18 protein-coding genes and 1 tRNA gene are annotated in these 17,668 nt (G+C 33.2%); 11 read left to right on the top strand and 8 right to left on the bottom strand.

Features of this window, described 5'->3' with window-relative positions:
- Nucleotides 1-55: 55 nt before the first annotated feature.
- Nucleotides 56-1,339, bottom strand: coding sequence for a fumarylacetoacetase (fahA, locus tag ACFX5E_RS09035; protein WP_379854876.1), 1,284 nt, complete (start codon nucleotides 1,337-1,339; stop codon nucleotides 56-58).
- A 109-nt stretch (nucleotides 1,340-1,448) separates the two neighbouring features.
- Here fahA and glyA point away from each other — a divergent pair, with 109 nt between their 5' ends.
- The 9 genes from glyA (at nucleotide 1,449) to ACFX5E_RS08990 (ending at nucleotide 10,206) form a co-directional block, all read left to right on the top strand.
- The gene (gene glyA / locus ACFX5E_RS09030) at nucleotides 1,449-2,723 is read left to right on the top strand and encodes a serine hydroxymethyltransferase (RefSeq protein ID WP_379854960.1); all 1,275 of its coding nucleotides are present in this window, start codon (nucleotides 1,449-1,451) and stop codon (nucleotides 2,721-2,723) included.
- Between the two features lie 149 nt (nucleotides 2,724-2,872).
- Entirely contained in the window at nucleotides 2,873-3,466 is a 594-nt protein-coding gene (locus ACFX5E_RS09025) for a MiaE family protein (RefSeq protein WP_379854875.1), read from the top strand.
- A gap of 201 nt (nucleotides 3,467-3,667) precedes the next feature.
- Nucleotides 3,668-4,228, top strand: coding sequence for a helix-turn-helix domain-containing protein (locus ACFX5E_RS09020; protein WP_379854874.1), 561 nt, complete (start codon nucleotides 3,668-3,670; stop codon nucleotides 4,226-4,228).
- Nucleotides 4,229-4,262: 34 nt separating this feature from the next.
- Nucleotides 4,263-4,715: a response regulator gene (locus ACFX5E_RS09015; protein WP_379854873.1), complete on the top strand. Its 453-nt coding sequence runs from the start codon at nucleotides 4,263-4,265 to the stop codon at nucleotides 4,713-4,715.
- Between the two features lie 10 nt (nucleotides 4,716-4,725).
- Nucleotides 4,726-6,522, top strand: a complete 1,797-nt coding sequence (locus ACFX5E_RS09010; RefSeq protein ID WP_379854872.1) for an ATP-binding protein — start codon at nucleotides 4,726-4,728, stop codon at nucleotides 6,520-6,522.
- A gap of 27 nt (nucleotides 6,523-6,549) precedes the next feature.
- Complete coding sequence (locus ACFX5E_RS09005) at nucleotides 6,550-7,047, top strand: GNAT family N-acetyltransferase (RefSeq protein ID WP_379854871.1); 498 nt, start codon at nucleotides 6,550-6,552, stop codon at nucleotides 7,045-7,047.
- Nucleotides 7,048-7,172: 125 nt separating this feature from the next.
- Nucleotides 7,173-8,264 (top strand): efflux RND transporter periplasmic adaptor subunit, encoded by a 1,092-nt coding sequence (locus ACFX5E_RS09000; RefSeq protein ID WP_379854870.1) that lies wholly within the window; start codon nucleotides 7,173-7,175, stop codon nucleotides 8,262-8,264.
- 2 nt (nucleotides 8,265-8,266) lie between these two features.
- Nucleotides 8,267-9,523 (top strand): ABC transporter permease, encoded by a 1,257-nt coding sequence (locus ACFX5E_RS08995; RefSeq protein ID WP_379854869.1) that lies wholly within the window; start codon nucleotides 8,267-8,269, stop codon nucleotides 9,521-9,523.
- Nucleotides 9,524-9,525: 2 nt separating this feature from the next.
- Nucleotides 9,526-10,206 carry an ABC transporter ATP-binding protein gene (locus tag ACFX5E_RS08990; protein ID WP_379854868.1) on the top strand — a complete coding sequence of 227 codons (681 nt, stop codon included), beginning with the start codon at nucleotides 9,526-9,528 and terminating at the stop codon, nucleotides 10,204-10,206.
- 4 nt (nucleotides 10,207-10,210) lie between these two features.
- On the opposite strand, the gene ACFX5E_RS08985 is transcribed toward ACFX5E_RS08990, so the two are convergent.
- Together ACFX5E_RS08985 and ACFX5E_RS08980 are read right to left on the bottom strand one after the other, a co-directional pair.
- Nucleotides 10,211-10,780, bottom strand: coding sequence for a pentapeptide repeat-containing protein (locus ACFX5E_RS08985; protein ID WP_379854867.1), 570 nt, complete (start codon nucleotides 10,778-10,780; stop codon nucleotides 10,211-10,213).
- Nucleotides 10,781-10,879: 99 nt separating this feature from the next.
- Nucleotides 10,880-11,314 (bottom strand): DUF6526 family protein, encoded by a 435-nt coding sequence (locus ACFX5E_RS08980; RefSeq protein ID WP_379854866.1) that lies wholly within the window; start codon nucleotides 11,312-11,314, stop codon nucleotides 10,880-10,882.
- A 213-nt stretch (nucleotides 11,315-11,527) separates the two neighbouring features.
- On the opposite strand from ACFX5E_RS08980, the gene ACFX5E_RS08975 reads away from it, so the two are divergent.
- Nucleotides 11,528-12,571, top strand: a complete 1,044-nt coding sequence (locus tag ACFX5E_RS08975; RefSeq protein WP_379854865.1) for an NAD(P)-dependent alcohol dehydrogenase — start codon at nucleotides 11,528-11,530, stop codon at nucleotides 12,569-12,571.
- A gap of 54 nt (nucleotides 12,572-12,625) precedes the next feature.
- On the opposite strand, the gene ACFX5E_RS08970 is transcribed toward ACFX5E_RS08975, so the two are convergent.
- Nucleotides 12,626-12,699: transfer RNA gene (locus tag ACFX5E_RS08970), tRNA-Arg, on the bottom strand.
- Between the two features lie 101 nt (nucleotides 12,700-12,800).
- Between ACFX5E_RS08970 and ACFX5E_RS08965 the strand changes: the two genes are divergently transcribed.
- Nucleotides 12,801-13,313, top strand: coding sequence for an adenine phosphoribosyltransferase (locus ACFX5E_RS08965; RefSeq protein WP_379854864.1), 513 nt, complete (start codon nucleotides 12,801-12,803; stop codon nucleotides 13,311-13,313).
- Here the strand turns inward: ACFX5E_RS08965 and ACFX5E_RS08960 are convergent.
- From ACFX5E_RS08960 to ACFX5E_RS08945, 4 genes are all read right to left on the bottom strand, one after another.
- Complete coding sequence (locus tag ACFX5E_RS08960; protein ID WP_379854863.1) at nucleotides 13,303-13,449, bottom strand: SsrA-binding protein; 147 nt, start codon at nucleotides 13,447-13,449, stop codon at nucleotides 13,303-13,305. The two genes, ACFX5E_RS08965 and ACFX5E_RS08960, sit on opposite strands and share 11 nt — an antisense overlap.
- 78 nt (nucleotides 13,450-13,527) lie before the next feature.
- A complete protein-coding gene (locus tag ACFX5E_RS08955; protein WP_379854862.1) occupies nucleotides 13,528-15,411 on the bottom strand; it encodes a M56 family metallopeptidase in 1,884 nt (627 codons plus the stop codon).
- A 69-nt stretch (nucleotides 15,412-15,480) separates the two neighbouring features.
- A complete protein-coding gene (locus ACFX5E_RS08950) occupies nucleotides 15,481-15,849 on the bottom strand; it encodes a BlaI/MecI/CopY family transcriptional regulator (RefSeq protein ID WP_379854861.1) in 369 nt (122 codons plus the stop codon).
- 377 nt (nucleotides 15,850-16,226) lie between these two features.
- A complete protein-coding gene (locus ACFX5E_RS08945; protein ID WP_379854860.1) occupies nucleotides 16,227-17,444 on the bottom strand; it encodes an MFS transporter in 1,218 nt (405 codons plus the stop codon).
- Nucleotides 17,445-17,668 lie beyond the last annotated feature (224 nt).

The following is a 17,668-nucleotide window of genomic DNA, read 5'->3' as shown; positions in this document are numbered from 1 at the left end:
AAAACCTAACAAAAATAGAATAAATGTTAGGTTTTGAAGCGTATAATTTAATTTTTTATTTTCTCACAAATGGAGGCAGTAACTTACTGGAAACTTCACCAAAACCAATACGAACATGTCCGTTTTGACAGTATCCTTTCATGATTACGGTGTCATTATCATTGATGAATTTACGTTCTGTTCCATCATTTAATTGTATTGGATTTTTTCCACCCCAGGTTAATTCTAGCATCGAACCAAAACTGTCTGGAGTAGGGCCTGAAATAGTACCTGATCCCATCATATCACCAGAATTAACTCGACAACCATTGGAGGTGTGATGTGCTAATTGTTGGCTCATTGTCCAATACATATATTTGAAATTAGAACGAGAAATAACAGTAGGTTCTGCATGCTCGGGCTGGACCGCCACTTCTAAATTAATATCGAAAGAATGCTTTCCTTTTTGTTGTAAATAAGGTAACGGAGTTGGTTCTTGTTTTGGACCTTTAGTTCTAAACGGTTGTAAAGCATCCATAGTGACAATCCAAGGTGAAATTGAAGAAGCAAAATTCTTTGCCAAGAATGGTCCTAATGGTACATATTCCCATTTTTGAATATCGCGGGCACTCCAGTCATTTAATAAAACCATTCCGAAAATATAATCTTCGGCTTCAGTTATAAGGATATTTTCTCCCATAATATTGACATCGGTGGTAATAAAAGCAGTTTCCAGCTCGAAATCTACTAAGCGGGAAGGTCCAAAAACGGGAGTGGTTTCGCCATTTGGTAATGTTTGTCCCATTGGTCTGTGTACTGGAATTCCCGAAGGAACTATAGTAGAACTTCTTCCGTGGTAACCCACAGGGATGTGAAGCCAGTTTGGTAACAATGCATTTTCAGGGTCGCGGAACATCTTTCCTACGTTAGTTGCATGCTCTTTACTGGAATAAAAGTCTGTGTAATCACCTATTAATACAGGTAATTGCATTTCAACATCTTCCATTTTAAAGATCACAATATCTCTGTCTTTTGCGTTATCTTGTAATTTTGGATTTTTTTCATCAAAAATATCTCCAATTCGGTTTCTAACCAGACGCCATGTTTTTTGGCCGTCAGAAATGAAATCATTCAAAGTATCCTGCATGAACATATCGTCTGTGAGTTCAATACCTTCAAAATAATTTAACTGTTGCAAGGCTCCTAAATCAATTGCAAAATCTCCAATTCGAGTCCCTACCGTCACGATGTTTTCTTTTGTAAGAAAAACCCCGAAAGGAATGTTTTGAATAGGGAAATCGCTATTAGAAGGTACTTCTAACCATGACTTTCTATTAATATCGTTGGCTGTTATAGACATATTGATGTTAATTGTTTTGTTAAAAATTAATCATCAAATGTATTATAATCTAACTATTAACCAAACGTTTTTTTGTATTTTTGCATCATATTTAACGAAAATCAAAGAAATGCAACGCGACGAACAAATTTTTGACCTTATTCTAGAAGAACAAGAAAGACAAATTCACGGATTAGAGCTAATCGCTTCAGAGAACTTTGTAAGTGACGAAGTAATGGAAGCAGCCGGATCTGTTTTAACCAATAAATATGCAGAAGGATATCCTGGCAAAAGATACTACGGCGGTTGCGAAGTAGTTGATGTTATTGAACAAATAGCTATTGACAGAGCCAAAGAATTATTTGGTGCTGCTTATGCAAATGTGCAGCCACACTCTGGTTCACAAGCTAATACAGCGGTTTATCATGCTTGTATTAAACCTGGAGATAAAATTTTAGGTTTTGATTTGTCTCATGGTGGTCACTTAACTCACGGTTCTCCTGTGAACTTTTCAGGTCGTTTATATACACCTTCCTTTTATGGTGTAGATAAGGAAACCGGAAGATTAAATTATGATAAAATTCAAGAAATAGCTACTAAAGAGCAACCAAAATTAATCATCGCTGGAGCTTCGGCTTATTCTCGTGATATGGATTTTGAGCGTTTTAGAGTAATTGCAGACAGCGTTGGCGCTATTCTTTTGGCTGATATTTCTCATCCTGCAGGTCTTATTGCAAAAGGTTTGATGAATGATCCATTACCTCATTGTCATATTGTAACGACTACCACTCACAAAACATTACGTGGTCCTCGTGGAGGTTTAATTTTAATGGGTAAAGATTTCGAAAACCCATTTGGTTTAACCACTCCAAAAGGAGAAATCAGAATGATGTCTTCTTTATTGGATTTAGCTGTTTTCCCCGGAAATCAAGGTGGTCCATTAATGCATATCATCGCTGCAAAAGCAGTAGCTTTTGGTGAAGCTTTGAAAGATGAATTTTTTACTTATGCTTTACAATTACAAAAAAATGCTAACGCAATGGCGGATGCTTTTGTAAAAAGAGGATATGAAATCATTTCTGGCGGAACTGACAATCATATGATGTTGATTGATTTAAGAAACAAAAATATTTCTGGAAAAGATGCTGAAAACGCATTAGTAAGAGCAGAAATTACCGTTAATAAAAACATGGTTCCATTTGATGACAAATCACCATTTGTAACTTCAGGAATCCGTGTGGGAACTCCGGCTATTACAACTAGAGGTCTGGTTGAAGAAGACATGGAAACAATAGTAGAACTAATTGATAGAGTACTAATGAATCACACTAACGAAGATGTAATCGAAGAAGTGGCTAATGAAGTAAATGAAATGATGAGCGAAAGAGCTATTTTCGTATACTAATCAAAAAGTTTAAAAAAGTTTAAAGTTTAAGGTTTAAGGTTTTGTGTTTACGGAAAGTAGCCACAATTTTTTTAAACTTTAAACTTTTTTTTTCATTTTAACGGAATTTTAAACCTTAAACCATTTTTAAACTTTAAACAAAATTTACAATGTCTGTACTAAGATTAAAATTACCAACCGATCCGAGATGGGTGAATATTGTAGAAAAAAACATTGAAGAAATCTTGACGGATCATGCGTGGTGCGAACAAAAAGCCGCTACAAACGCGATTACCATTATCACTAATAACTCGGAACATCAGGATTTAGTTCAGGATTTATTGGCTTTGGCCAAAGAAGAAATTGATCATTTTGAACAAGTGCATAATATCATTATCAAACGAGGATTGAAGTTGGGGCGCGAGCGCAAAGATGATTACGTGAATGAATTGTATTTGTACATGAAAAAAAACGGGGACAGAAGCAGAGTTTCCAGTTTAGTAGAACGGTTATTATTTTCGGCAATGATAGAAGCCAGAAGTTGCGAGCGTTTCAAAGTGCTTTCAGAAAATATTCAGGATGAGGAATTATCGATATTCTACAGGGATTTAATGGAAAGTGAAGCGGGACATTACACAACTTTTATCACTTATGCCAGAAAGTATGGCGTAGGTATTGATGTTGAAAAAAGATGGAGAGAATGGATAGAATTTGAAGCATCCATTATAGAAAATTACGGCAAAAACGAAACGATTCACGGCTAAAATTCTTAAATTTTTCATTAATATTAAGAATTTATTCTATTTTTTTTAATGCTTTAAATCAATTATAAATCAGCGGTTTATAATTGATTTTGTTTTTTGTAAGCACTATGTTTGTTATTAATTTTAGTAATTTGTTACCGATTTATATTTTTTAATTTACATTTATATTTTTAAAGTTAACTCTAATAATTAGTAACTGCAATGAAGCTCAATTATAATTATGATGGAAATATTGCTTGCAGAACAATATTACAAGATCAATTAGAAAAATTAAATATAAGCTATCAATTACTGGATTTAGGTCAAATTGAAATTAGTGATGATATTTCCGAAGACAGTTTTGAGGAACTTCAATCTTCGCTCAACAGATTTGCTATTCATATTATTGATAACCCAAAAGCGCAATTAATCCAAAAGATTAAAGATGCAATAATTGAAATTGTTTATGATAAGGAAAAATTTCCTAATACAACGATTTCTCAATACCTGTCTGATAAATTGAACTATAGATATGGATATCTAACGAATGTTTTTTCAGAATATACGTATACATCCATAGAAAATTTCATTATTATTCAGAAAATTGAAAGAGCAAAAAAGCTCATTATAGAGGAAAAATTAAGTTTAACGGAGATTTCGTATGAGCTAAATTATAGTAGTGTGGCTTATTTGTCAACGCAATTTAAAAAAGTGACTGGATTAACGCCTTCCATGTTTAAAAGAGTTATAGACAAAAGAAGGAAATTATCTAATACAGAATAAATATAAATCACATAAATAATACACCAAATACGGTATGATTGCACATCAAGATCCAATGCATATTCTTTTAGCTGACGATGACGAAGATGATCGCGCTTTTTTTAGCGAGGCTATAACGGAGCTTAAAATGGATAATAAACTGACTTTATTTAAAGACGGTAAAGGTTTGATGGAATATTTAGTGCATCCTGATATCAAGTTGCCTCATATTTTATTCCTGGATTTAAATATGCCGGGCAAAACCGGAATAGATTGTCTAAAAGAAATTAGAGCAAATACTCGTTTTAAAGATATTTCGGTTGCCATATATTCTACATCATCATCAGAAAAGGATATTGAAGACACCTTTATTGAAGGTGCCAATATTTATATAAAAAAACCAAATGACTTTTCGATGTTGAAAAAAGTAATCAAAGAAGTCATAAATATGAATTGGCAATTTCATACATCAGGATTGAATATAGAAACTTTTTTCTTTAGCATTTAATAAAAAAGATATGAAATTTTTAAAACTATTTAAAAATTCTCAAGTATTCAAATTAGCCTTGGGTGTGGCTATTCTTGTGGTTTGTTATTTTGGATCTAAGTTTTTTTCTCAGATGCAACGGCTTACTTCAACACTGGAGTTAATTGCAAAATCCAACGAAACCCAATTAGAATTGGAGAAGCTTTTATCCATAATAAATAGCTACGATTATAGTTTACGAAATTATATTATTACTAAAGACGAATCCTACTTACAAAATCGATTTCTGAATAGAGGAATAATCGAGGAGGGAATAAAAAAATTAAAAGTGTTGACTGCCAATGATTCTTTAAGAAATAAAGATATTCTAACACTTGAAAAACTCATTAACTACAGGTTCAAATTATTCAGAGAAACATTAATTGCGGCTAAAAGTAGTAATGTGGATCAGTTAGGACTTAATTCTAAGTTGAAGAGAAGTAATGATTATACTGAAATGATGAAAATGTTTGTTTACAAAATCATTAATTCAGAAAGATTAAAAACTAAATTTCAAAATTCGAATCATCAATTTGAACTTCAGGATTCGTTAATGACTGCTTTTCTATTAATTATTCTGTCACTGCTAATCTTGTTGCTTTCATTTAATAAAACCAATGGTGATATTGAGGAGCTTAAGCAGGCGAATGATAAATTAATGTTGCTTAACGAATCATTTAATACTGCTGAAAAAACGGCCGGTTTTGGGCATTGGATGGTTAATTTAGAAACTAAGAAATATACTTTTTCAGATAATTTGTATCGACTCATGGGGGTTGAACCCAATGCATTTGAATCCAATTTAGAAAATTCAATCAAATACTTGCATCCTGATGATATAGAATATGTATCACAAGTCCATAAGGATTCGCTGGTAAATCATCAATCTACTTCTATTGTATTTAGGTTTTTAACAGCAACCAATGAGGTGAAATATATCATGGGTGTTGGGAGTTTCACCAAGGATGGAAACGGAGATTTGATTAAAATTGGGGTGAATTATGACATTACCAATGAATATAAAAAAACACTTGAACTGGAGGAAAACAATAAAGAATTAAAATATATAAATACAGAGCTTGAATCTTTTAATAATATTGTAAGTCATGATTTGCAGGAGCCACTTCGCAAGATTCAGATGTTTATCTCCAGACTAGAAGAAAAAGAATTTGATGCGCTTTCATCGCAAGGAAGAGACTATTTTTCTAAAATTAGAATTGCAGCTAACCGTATGCAAACATTACTCATTGATTTAGTTGATTATTCGCGAACAGTAAAAGGAGATAAAGTTTTTGTAGAAACGGATTTAAACAAAATTATTGATGAAACTCTATTAGATTTATCAACAAATGTGGAAGAGAAAAATGCAGTGATTCAAATTGGAAAATTGCCAACCATTAAAGCGATTCCTTTTCAAATTAAACAGCTTTTTATAAATTTAGTTTCTAATTCACTTAAATATAGTCAAGAAGATAGTGTGCCTAAAATTAACATTACTTCTCAAGTAATTACTGAAGAGGAAGTGTCTGAGTATGCAATAATTAATAAGGAGGATTACTATAAAATAGTAGTAGAGGATAACGGGATTGGATTCAAACAAGAATATGCCGAAAAAATATTTCTTTTATTCAAGCGTTTAGAAACCGATCCTAAATATTCAGGAACGGGACTTGGTCTGGCTATCTGTAGTAGAATTGTAGACAACCATAAAGGATTTATAAAAGTGAAAAGTAAGCCCAATGAAGGTGCTAAATTCCATGTTTTCCTTCCCAAAGGAGAATTGATTTAATTTTAATATTTTGCCTAAATAAACTCAATGCTAATACTGTCCGAAGCCACAATAAAAGATTTTAAAACAATTCAAGATGTTGCCTATAAATCCTGGCCAAGCACTTACGGTTCTATTTTATCGAAAGAGCAAATCGATTATATGCTCGATTTGTTTTACTCAGAGAAAACCCTACTTCAAAATTTAAACCAAAAAGGACATCGTTTTCTCTTGGTAAATGAGGGAGAAGTTTGCTTTGGTTTCGCTTCGTATGAACACAATTATTTAAACCAAAATTGTACTCGCCTGCACAAAATCTATTTGTTGCCTGAAGCCCAGGGAAAAGGAGCAGGGAAGTTATTAATTGATACTATTGAAAAATTAGCTAAAGAAAATCATTCTGTTGCTATTTCATTAAATGTAAATAAATTCAATAAGGCTCTTTCTTTTTATCAAAAAATTGGTTTTGAAATTATTTCTGAAGAAGACATTGAATTGGATTTTGGTTATTTGATGGAAGATTATGTAATGGAGAAACGATTATAAATGTTTTCAATTCTTAGTTTTTTAGACATAATTATGTAAGAATGAATCTGCTGTCAAAATATATATTTTCGTACATTTGATAGTAAGAATTTATCTAGATATATTCATGTTTTAATAAAAACAAAATGGATCTTAAATCAGCATCATTACTATATTTACTCTTTTTCAGTGTGTTTTCTTGTTCCAAAAAGGATTCTGCAGAAACAAAACCCACTTTAGGAGATGTTACAGAAAGCGTTTATGCGTCTGGAGTTATAAAAGCTGAAGGTCAATACACCGTTTTTTCAACTGTTAATGGAACGCTGCAAAAAATAAATGTGACTGCAGGAGAATCGATACATAAGGGACAATCGCTATTCGAACTAGAAAGTGAAAAAGCAGAATTGAATACGGAGAATGCTCGCTTAGCCTATCAATTAAGTCAACAAAGCAACAGCTTCATTCAGGATAAAATTGCTGAAATGGAGCTGAAAGTCCAGTCTGCAAGAGATAAACTAACCCTGGACGAATCCATTTATAATAGGAATAAAGTCATCAAAAACCAAGGTGGAATTTCTGAAGTTGATTTCGAAAGAGTCGAATTAGCGTTCAAAAGCTCCAAAGTCAATTATGAATCGACTAGAAAACAATTGGCACAACTCAAAGCACAATTGAAAAATGATCAAAATCGCAATAGCATAAATCTTAAAATCAATCAGAAATCACAAAATGACTTTACTATAAAAAGCGCTTTTTCTGGGCAGTTATTTGATGTTTTAGTGAAGGAAGGGACACTAATTAATCCTCAAATTCCTTTGGCTATTATTGGTAAAGCGAATTCATTTTTATTGGAACTGGAAGTAGATGAAAATGATATGGTTCGTGTCAACATAGGGCAACAGGCTTTTGTGACGATGAATAGTTATGAAGGTCAGGTTTTTGAAGCAATTATTGATAAAATTTACCCTATTATGGAGGAGCGTTCCCGCACTTTCAAAATTGAAGCTCATTTTGTAAATCCGCCTGAAAAACTGTATCCCAATCTTACCGCCGAGGCTAATATTGCCATTAAAACCAAAAAAAACGCAATGACTATTCCTAAAAGTTATTTGATTCAGGATGACTATGTTTTGGTAAACAAAGACGAAAAACGCAAAGTAAAAATAGGTTTAAGTGATTATCAAAAAGTAGAAATTTTAGAAGGTTTAAAAGCAGAAGAAACGATTTACAAACCCTAGTGATGAACTTTAAACTCATTTTAAATATTGCGATGCATCTACTCCAAGCCAGACTTAAGCAAACTGTTGTTGCGGCTGTGGGCGTCACTTTTGGTATTGCGATGTTTATTTCTTTAGTGAGTTTTATGAATGGTTTGAATGATTTGCTGGACGGATTAATGCTGAACAGAACGCCACATGTTCTTTTGTACAATGAAATAAAACCCTCAGAAAATCAACCGATACTATTATCCGAAAGGTATAAGGATAAAGCTAATTTCATACGTTCCATAAAACCAAAAGATATTGGAAAATCAATTTACAACAGCAAATCGATTATCAGTTATTTAAAAAAAGATTCTCGAATTTTAGATGTTGCGCCTAAAATTACTACTCCCGTTTTTTTTAATTCAGGTACTATAGAGATTTCGGGGTTGATTAATGGAATTGATATTCAGGCAGAAGAAAAATTATTTAAATTCAGCGATTATATTATTGAAGGGAATATTGCCGATTTATCGCAAAACAACAGTATAATAATTGGAAAAGGGCTAGCGGACAAAATGCTGCTCATAAAAGGTGATATTATAAAAATTACTTCTTCCAAAGGAAATTTGGCTTCTTTGAAAATTGTTGGAATTTCGCAAGTAGGAATTGCTGAAATAGACAATACGTTGAGCTATACCTCATTAGTCACAGCACAAAAAATATTGGGAGAACCCACCAATTATATTACGGATATTCAAGTCAAATTATATGATATGACTTCGGCTCCGGCTGTTGCCAAAGAATTTCATAACAAATTCAATCTCGATACGATTGATTATCAAACCGCAAATTCACAGTTTGAAACCGGAAGTACCGTGCGAAATATTATTTCCTATGCGGTAGGAGTGGTGTTGCTGATTGTGGCTGGTTTTGGAATTTACAACATTTTGAATATGATGATTTATGAAAAAATGGACAGCATTGCGATTCTAAAAGCAACCGGTTTTTCAGGTAATGATGTGAAATGGATTTTTGTTTCCCTCTCCATAATTATAGGTCTTACGGGTGGATTATTCGGCTTATTGTTTGGATATATTTTCTCCTCCATTATAGATATTATTCCGTTTGAAACGGCTTCATTACCCACGGTTAAAACCTATCCTATCAATTACAATCCGTTATTTTACATCATTGGAATCACTTTTGCATTATTTACAACCACAATTGCCGGACTTTTTCCTGCTTTGAAAGCCAGTAAAATAGATCCGGTAGAAATTATCAGAGGAAAATAAAAATGGAAAATAATAAAGTATTAGAGACTGTTGGTTTAAGCAAATATTTTTATGATCCTGTAAAATTTCAGGTCATAAAGGAAATTAACATGAGTATCAATCATGGTGAGTTTGTTTCGATAGTGGGAAAATCGGGTTGTGGAAAATCGACTTTGTTGTATTTACTTTCTACGATGGATACGGATTATGACGGCGAGATATTTATTCATAATGAACTTGTAACCGGGAAAACCGACAAAGAATTAGCATTAGTCAGAAATGAAAAAATAGGTTTTGTTTTTCAGTTTCATTATTTACTTGCCGAGTATAATGTCCTTAAAAATGTCATGCTTCCGGGAATGAAATTAGGTAAATACTCCAATCAGGAACTCGAACATCGGGCGATGGAACATTTAAAAACATTGGACATGGAAGACCAAGCACTAAAAATGCCAAATCAATTAAGTGGTGGGCAGAAACAGCGTGTGGCTATTGCTCGCGCTTTGATAAATGATCCGTTTATTATAATGGGCGATGAGCCTACAGGAAATTTGGACAAGAAAAACAGCGATTTGGTTTTTGATATTTTTAATAAATTGACCCAAGAACAAAATCAAACCTTACTAGTTGTAACCCACGATACTGATTTTGCCGAAAGAACAAATAGAATCATTACTATGGAAGACGGAAAAATAATTTCTTAAAATACTATTTGACTACAATTTCATGTTTGTAAAGCAATCCTTTTAATCCTTCTAAAGCAAAGACTGCTTTTTTTAATTTTGTTGTTTTTGGATCAATAGTGTAGTTATAGCTTGTTTTGAAATTAGCTTTGTTGGCAATTGCTTTTGCAAATTCAGAACGGTATAAATCGCAATTTTCAAATAATACTTCGGTCAAATCCGTGGACATGAAATCTACTGCAATTAGACTGCAATTGGTAAAGGATGTTCCTTTAATTTTCAGTGTATAAAATTTGGAGAAATCCAAAATACAATCGGTAAAAGCAATTTCGAAAATTAATTTGTCACACATGGAAAAATTAACGTCTTTGATTTCGCAACGATTGAAAGTCACGGTTCTAAAGGCTACGTAATTGATCTTGGCACCGCTAAAAGTACAATCATTAAAGGTGCAGTCAATAAAAGTAACGGACAAGAATACACATTGAGAGAAATTACAATTGGTAAACGTGCAACACTCAAATTCCTTAAAATTGACTTCTTCTTCGCTATAGATGATGTTGTTGTATTCAATATCTAGAAAATATTCTGGCATTTAGGGGTTTTAAATTCAGGTTTAAGGAGATTATTTTTCGCAACAAAGAAACAAAATTCGATAGGTATAGAATTCAGAATTTTAAATAATTATAAAATATTAAACTCTTTCATAATCTCCTTTCCAATTAATAATGGCTTTTTTAATTGCTTTTCCTGTGAGATTTTCGTTCAAAGTTCGTTCTATAAGTGCTGGAAGTTCTTTGTCGGGTGAAAACCGCAAGGCAAATAATTGGTCGTCATTTAATTGGTGTTCAAAATCCTCCAATCTTTTTGCTGTAATAGAAAAATAGCGGTACCGAAGCTCTAATCGCACGATTCGGTTTTGTAATGTTAAGGCATAATGTTGTCGCAACATAAATGCCAAACAAAATAACACAACGAAAATCCCACTTATAAAAGCCCAAATTAATTGATCCTCAGTTGTAAAACTAAAATAAATGCTGAAGGACAACAATGCAATTACAATTGGATAATAGATGAAATGATGCGGTGTATAATACCGAATGTGATTTTTATAAGATTGAGTTTCCATGATTTTCTTTTAAAGTTTTAAAGGTAGTCAAAACAACTTCTTTTGGATGAAACAAATTTTAAAATTGCCAAAAAAAATAGTATTAGATTCATTTTACTGTTTTTTTTGTTGACTATCAAGAGATTGTTACTTCTCTAAATTTTATAATTTTCTTCACAAAATGTATAACAACGAGTTGGAATAAAAGGATTAATTTTATTAAAAATTAAAATTATGATACAGACAAAAGGATATGCAGTGCAGGATGACAAGTCCGATTTGGCGCCTTGGAATTTTGAAAGAAGAGAAGTTGGGCCACATGATGTGCAATTTGACATTCAATTTTGTGGAGTTTGCCATAGCGATTTACACCAAATCAAAGATGATTGGGGGGGATCTATTTTTCCAATGGTTCCAGGACATGAAATCGTAGGTAAAGTTATAAAAGTTGGAAGTCACGTGAAAAAGTTTAAAGTAGGGGATTTAGCCGGTACCGGTTGCCTGGTAGATTCTTGCAGAACTTGTGAAAACTGTCAGGAAGGTTTGGAACAATTCTGTTTAAATGGAAGTACAGCAACTTATAATAGTTTAGAACAGGATAAAAAGACTCCGACTTACGGTGGCTATTCAAATACCATTGTCGTGCATGAAGATTTTGTCTTGCATATATCTGATAAGTTGGATTTGGCTGCCGTAGCACCTTTGCTTTGTGCGGGAATTACAACGTATTCGCCTTTAAAATTTTTGGGAGTAGGAAAAGGACACAAACTGGCAATATTAGGTCTTGGAGGTTTGGGACACATGGCAGTTAAATTTGGTGTTGCTTTTGGAGCCGAAGTAACTGTTCTCAGTACTTCGCCCGAAAAAGAAGCAGATGCTTTAAAATTGGGAGCTCATAAATTTGTTGTAACCAAAGACCCGGAGCAGCTAAAAAGCGTGACGGGGTATTTTGATTTTATTTTGGATACCGTTTCTGCCCAGCATAATTTAGATTTATATATTTCGCTTCTAAAAACAAAAGGAGTTCATGTTTGTATTGGCGTGCCTCCCGCACCCTATGAGATACACGCTTTCGGTCTAATTGGCGGTCGAAAAAGTATTGTAGGTTCATTGATAGGCGGATTACCGGAAACTCAGGAAATGTTAGATTACTGCGCTGAACATGGCATTGTTTCTGAAATTGAAATGATTGACATCAAATATGTTAATGACGCTTACGATCGAATGATAAAAGGGGATGTGCGTTACCGTTTTGTGATTGATATGGCGACATTGTAAAGAGGTTATAAAAGTAAAAACCCTAAACATTTCGTAATGTTTAGGGTTTTTTTGTGACCTTGACTGGATTCAAACCAGTAACCTCTTGAGCCGTAATCAAGTGCGCTATTCAGTTGCGCCACAAGGCCATTTTTTTGCTAGTAACTTATATGTTAAGCGTCTTAGCGGGTGCAAATATAGGGATAATTGTGTAATTTGCAAGTCTAAATTTATAAAAAAGTAAAAAAATATGCCACTTAAGAATTACATACGTGATATTCAGGGTTTTCCTAAAGAAGGAATTTTGTTTAAAGACATCACTCCTTTATTAATTGACCCACAAGCAAGGAATAAATGCCTTGAAATATTGATTTCAACACTGAAAGATAAAAAAATAGACAAGGTAGTGGGAGTAGAGAGCCGTGGCTTTTTCTTTGGGATGCTTATTGCACAGGAATTAAATGTAGGTTTTATTCCGGTTAGAAAACCTAATAAGTTACCTTACGAAACCATTTCAGCCGCCTACGATTTAGAATATGGAACGGATACTTTAGAAATTCACATCGATGCGATTCAAAAAGGAGATCGGATTCTGATTCACGATGATGTTTTGGCCACAGGAGGGACGGCAAAAGCGGTCTGTGAGCTGGTAGAACAATTAGGTGGCGAAATCGTGCAATGCAATTTCTTGATGGAACTGGCTTTTCTTAATGGAAGAGCAAAAATTAAAGGACAAGAGATTTTTACTGCGATTACTTATTAGCTAAAGCGCGAGTGGTCACATAATATTTGTAGCCGATAATCGCCATTTGCCATTTCTTGGCTTTAGCCAAATCCAATCGCTGTTTAGTAAAACTAGGTAAAATGACTTTGTTGATTTGTGCTAGGATTTTATACATAAGGTTTGTTTTGGACAAAGATATAAAAAAAGACGGTCTTGATGAGGGACCGTCTTTTTTGGTTATTTATAGGAGTTATTATTTTTTTCTTTCACGTTCCAAGTTAGAATGATATTCTTCCATTTGTTGTTCGTAAACTTTCATTTTTTTCTCAAAAGCTTCCATTTCTTTATTGAATGGTTCCATTTTCTTATCAAATTCTTCCATTTGCTTATCGAAATCTTCCATTTGAGGCTCCAGTTTTTTCATTTTAGCCTCGTAGTCTTCCATTTTATTTTCAAACTCTTTCCAAGCTTTTTTATCTCCTTTAATTGGGTCACCTTTTGGTGCTTTTGGTGCTTTGGGAAATGCAGGAGGAGTTGGAGTTTTAATATTAAAAACTGGTGGTGTTGGAGGCGTTGGAGGAACTGGTAAATTTCTCTCTTGAGAATATTGTACTCTATTGTTGGTTATAATTCGGATTGTTTTATCATCCTTATTTACATCCATTCTCTCAATTGTACTTTGATCTAAACGGTCTAATTCATTTTGAGATACTTTTTCGTTATTGATATAAATGTCATTCTCGGTAATCATTTTTCTATGATTATTAGTAATGATTCGGATTTCCTGTTTGTCATCATTCTTATTGACATTCATAGTCGCAATTTCATTAGGATCTAATTTATCCAAATCATCTTGACTTGCTTTTTTGCTGTTGATAAAAATTTCTTTTTCAGTTACTGACGGTGCATTTGGAGCAATAAGAATACTTTTTTGATTGATAATTGTTTCATCCGAACCAAAACTTACAGTAAGCATTCCATTATCATTTTTAGATATTATAATGCCAAATTCATTTATTGCCTCAGTTCCTTTCGTTTCCATTTTCTGTGCAATTTCTTTTCCCTTTTTCAAATCAACTTTTATAGCGATTAATTCGTTTTTGGAATTTCTTTTGATTCCAGAAAAAATAGCGATTATGGCATAGTTTTCTTTTAAAGTGCTAGATTTATCTTTTAATTCGCCATCGGTTGTATTTCTATTTATTTTGTAGATATCTACTAATTTTTCATCCGATTTTATAAGCTCTTTTGTAGTTTTATCAGACACTTTTTCCTGTGCAATTGTTTTAATTTGGAATAAGAATACAAATGCCGCTAATAACGGCAATACTAAAGCATACTTCCAGGAATTCCATTTTTTTGATTGATTTTTGTTTAACATAACGATTCGTTTTTTGATTAATGATTGATAAAAATGATTGGTAATGGCAACACAGTTCTCATGTGTTGTTATTTTTAAAAGCGTGAATTGATACGCTCTTTTGTCGGATATTTTTTTTGTGGCTTCATTATCTGCAATGAATTCAAGGTTCTGTAGAATTGCTTTTTTATAGCACCAAATGAAGGGATTGAACCAAAATACGATACAAAACAATCTCGAAATCAATACATCAACGGTATGATTTTGTTCACTGTGTACTTTCTCGTGTTCTAAAATATTTTCTAATTCGGAAGCAGTATATAAAGCCGAATTGTAAACGATGGTATTGAAATAGGAGAATGGTGCTACATTTTCTTTGATATCTATAAATTTAAAATCGGCTTGTTGTTGAATGAATTTTCCTTTTAGAACTGTATTCAAACTGTAAAAATCAAAAGCAAATTTGGCCAATAAAAGCAGTATTCCAATTCCGTACGAAAGAGCTGTAAGCAGTGGTAAATAATCTTCGAATGTTTTTTCTTCTGAATGATTAGTTATGGGAATTTTTGACCAATTGATAGGATCTGTGGTTGGTTCAATCCAAACTATCTTTGTGAAAATAATAAGCGGCAAAGTTGCTGATGTAATTAATCCAGCCAATAGAAACCAACGGTTACTGTTGAAAAAGGTTTCTTTTCGTAGCATTAAAAAATAAGCTAAATAAAATAGGGCAACCAGTCCACTGGATTTGATGAGATAAATAAACAGTGCTTCCATACTTTTATAGGTTATATTTTTTCAGGTTTATACTTTTTTGAATTTTAAAAAACAGTGCTTAAAAAAGAATTATTTCTTTTCTTCTTGATTTTCAATCATGGTCAGGATTTCACGTAATTCGGCTGCAGAAATTTTTTCTTCTTTGGCAAAATGGGAGACCATATTTTTATAGGAACTATTGAAATAATTATCAATTGCTGTGTTCATGAATCGTTTTCTATAATCTTCTATATTCACGATAGGGAAGTACTGATGAGTATTTCCAAAGGCATTGTGTGACACAAATCCTTTTTCTTCCAAGTTGCGTACAATGGTTGAAAGGGTGTTGTAATGAGGTTGTTCTTCAGGGATTTCGGCCATGACTTCTTTTACGAATGCTTTTTTTAGCTTCCATAAAATGTGCATGATTTCTTCTTCCTTGTTGGTTAACTTTTGCATGATTTTTTTATTTGAATCAAATGTACAACTATATTTATAGTTTGTAAACTATTTTTGCAGTTTTTTAACTAATTTTTTAGTTTTAGGCCTGTTTTGACTCCTAGATTAAGGGTTCAAGTTGCAGGTTTTTGATTATTTATGAAGTTAATTTGGAAAGATAAAAGTTCTTTGATTCAGAGTTATTGTTTTGAAAATGAGGCTGCGTGATGGATTACTTCACAATGCACTTATTTTCATAGGAGTTTAGTGAATTTCATTTGCAGCTAGCTACCAAAGTAGCGCGCATAGCCCGACCGCATTGATAAAAGGGGCAGTATAACCAGCTAGTTAGTTTGCCTCTTTTATCAATGGGGTCACGCCCAAAGTATTGAAAAGAATTATTTTTGTTCTATTTGAACGAGTTTTTGCAGCCAAATGCAACCCAACACAGAGAGAAGTCCTAAGGTGCCCATGAAAAACCAGTTGGTTTGGTAACCAAAATGTCCAATGAGTTCCAATCCAGTTTTAGAACTCGCAATATGCGCTAAACTGAAACTCATGGTAAACAAAGCCATGTAACGTCCTTTATGTCCTTTTGGGGCTCTGCTTAAAGCAAAAGAATTGGAAAAAGGAAAGATGAACATTTCCCCAAAAGTGATTATAATGATGCTTATTACGAGTATTCCCGCCCAGATATTTATCAAAAGCAGGTAAAAACTAATGGACATGAGTACGCAGCCCCAAAGGATAATTTTGAGTTTACTGATATCTTTTCTTTGGGTAAAACTGACAATTGGCATTTCCAAAAAGAAAATTAATAATCCGTTTAGCGATAGTAAAAGTCCGCTTTGAAATTCAGTTAAACCAAATTTCTCATTGTGATACAAGGGTAAAGTGGTGAAAAGTTGGAAGAACAGCATCGCTGTGGCAAAACATACAAACAGGAATATCCAGAATATTTTGTCCTTGAAAACGGAAGCAGGGATTTCGGTTCCACCATTAATTGTATTTAAATCGGCAGGTTTTTTGCGTTCTTTCACCAATAAGGCAAAAATCAAAATGGCGACGATACAAGAGCTTCCGTCTACCCAAAAAAGTCCGCTATATCCTAAATTCATGATGATTAAGCCACCCAAAGCCGGCCCTGCAGTAAAACCTAAATTTACGGCTAGTCGTACTAAAGTCAAAGCTCTGGTTCGATTTTCAGGTTTTGCATACGTGCCAAGGGAAACAAACATGGCGGGACGAAACATATCAGCTACGGTCATAATAACAAACATTCCTATACACAATCCCCAAAAAGTCGTAATGTATTGTATTATAAAAAACATGATTCCACTGGTAAATAAGCTGAAAACCATGATTTTATAGAATCCAATTTTATCAGATAATTTCCCTCCAAGCCAGGAACCCAGCATGGATCCAAAACCAAAAGCAACCATAATCCATCCCACTTGTGCGTAAGAAAATTGTAAATCTTCTTTCAAATATTTAGATAGAAAAGGCAAAACCATCGTACCGGCGCGATTGATAAAAGTTATCAAAGTAAGAATCCATACTTCTCTGGTGAATCCTCTAAAATTGTTAATGTAACGTTGGAAAGCGGTTTGGATCATATATAAAGTTATAATTTTGCAAAGGTAGAAAACTTTGTAGCGATGCGTCTTTGTTGCATTGTAACTTTTAAACTATTTTTGCATAAAATTATTTAGGACTACCCGCAAAGAAGACAAAATATTTTTTTTACCATTAAGAAATTAAGAAAATAAAGTTTTTATCCTTAGTGGACCTTAATTTCTTAATGGTTCAACGGAATAACTTTATTTTTGTATGTACCAAC

The sequence above is a fragment of the Flavobacterium xylosi genome, from assembly GCF_042787345.1.
Lineage (GTDB): Bacteria > Bacteroidota > Bacteroidia > Flavobacteriales > Flavobacteriaceae > Flavobacterium > Flavobacterium xylosi.
This window is presented reverse-complemented; position numbering and strand designations above follow the sequence as displayed.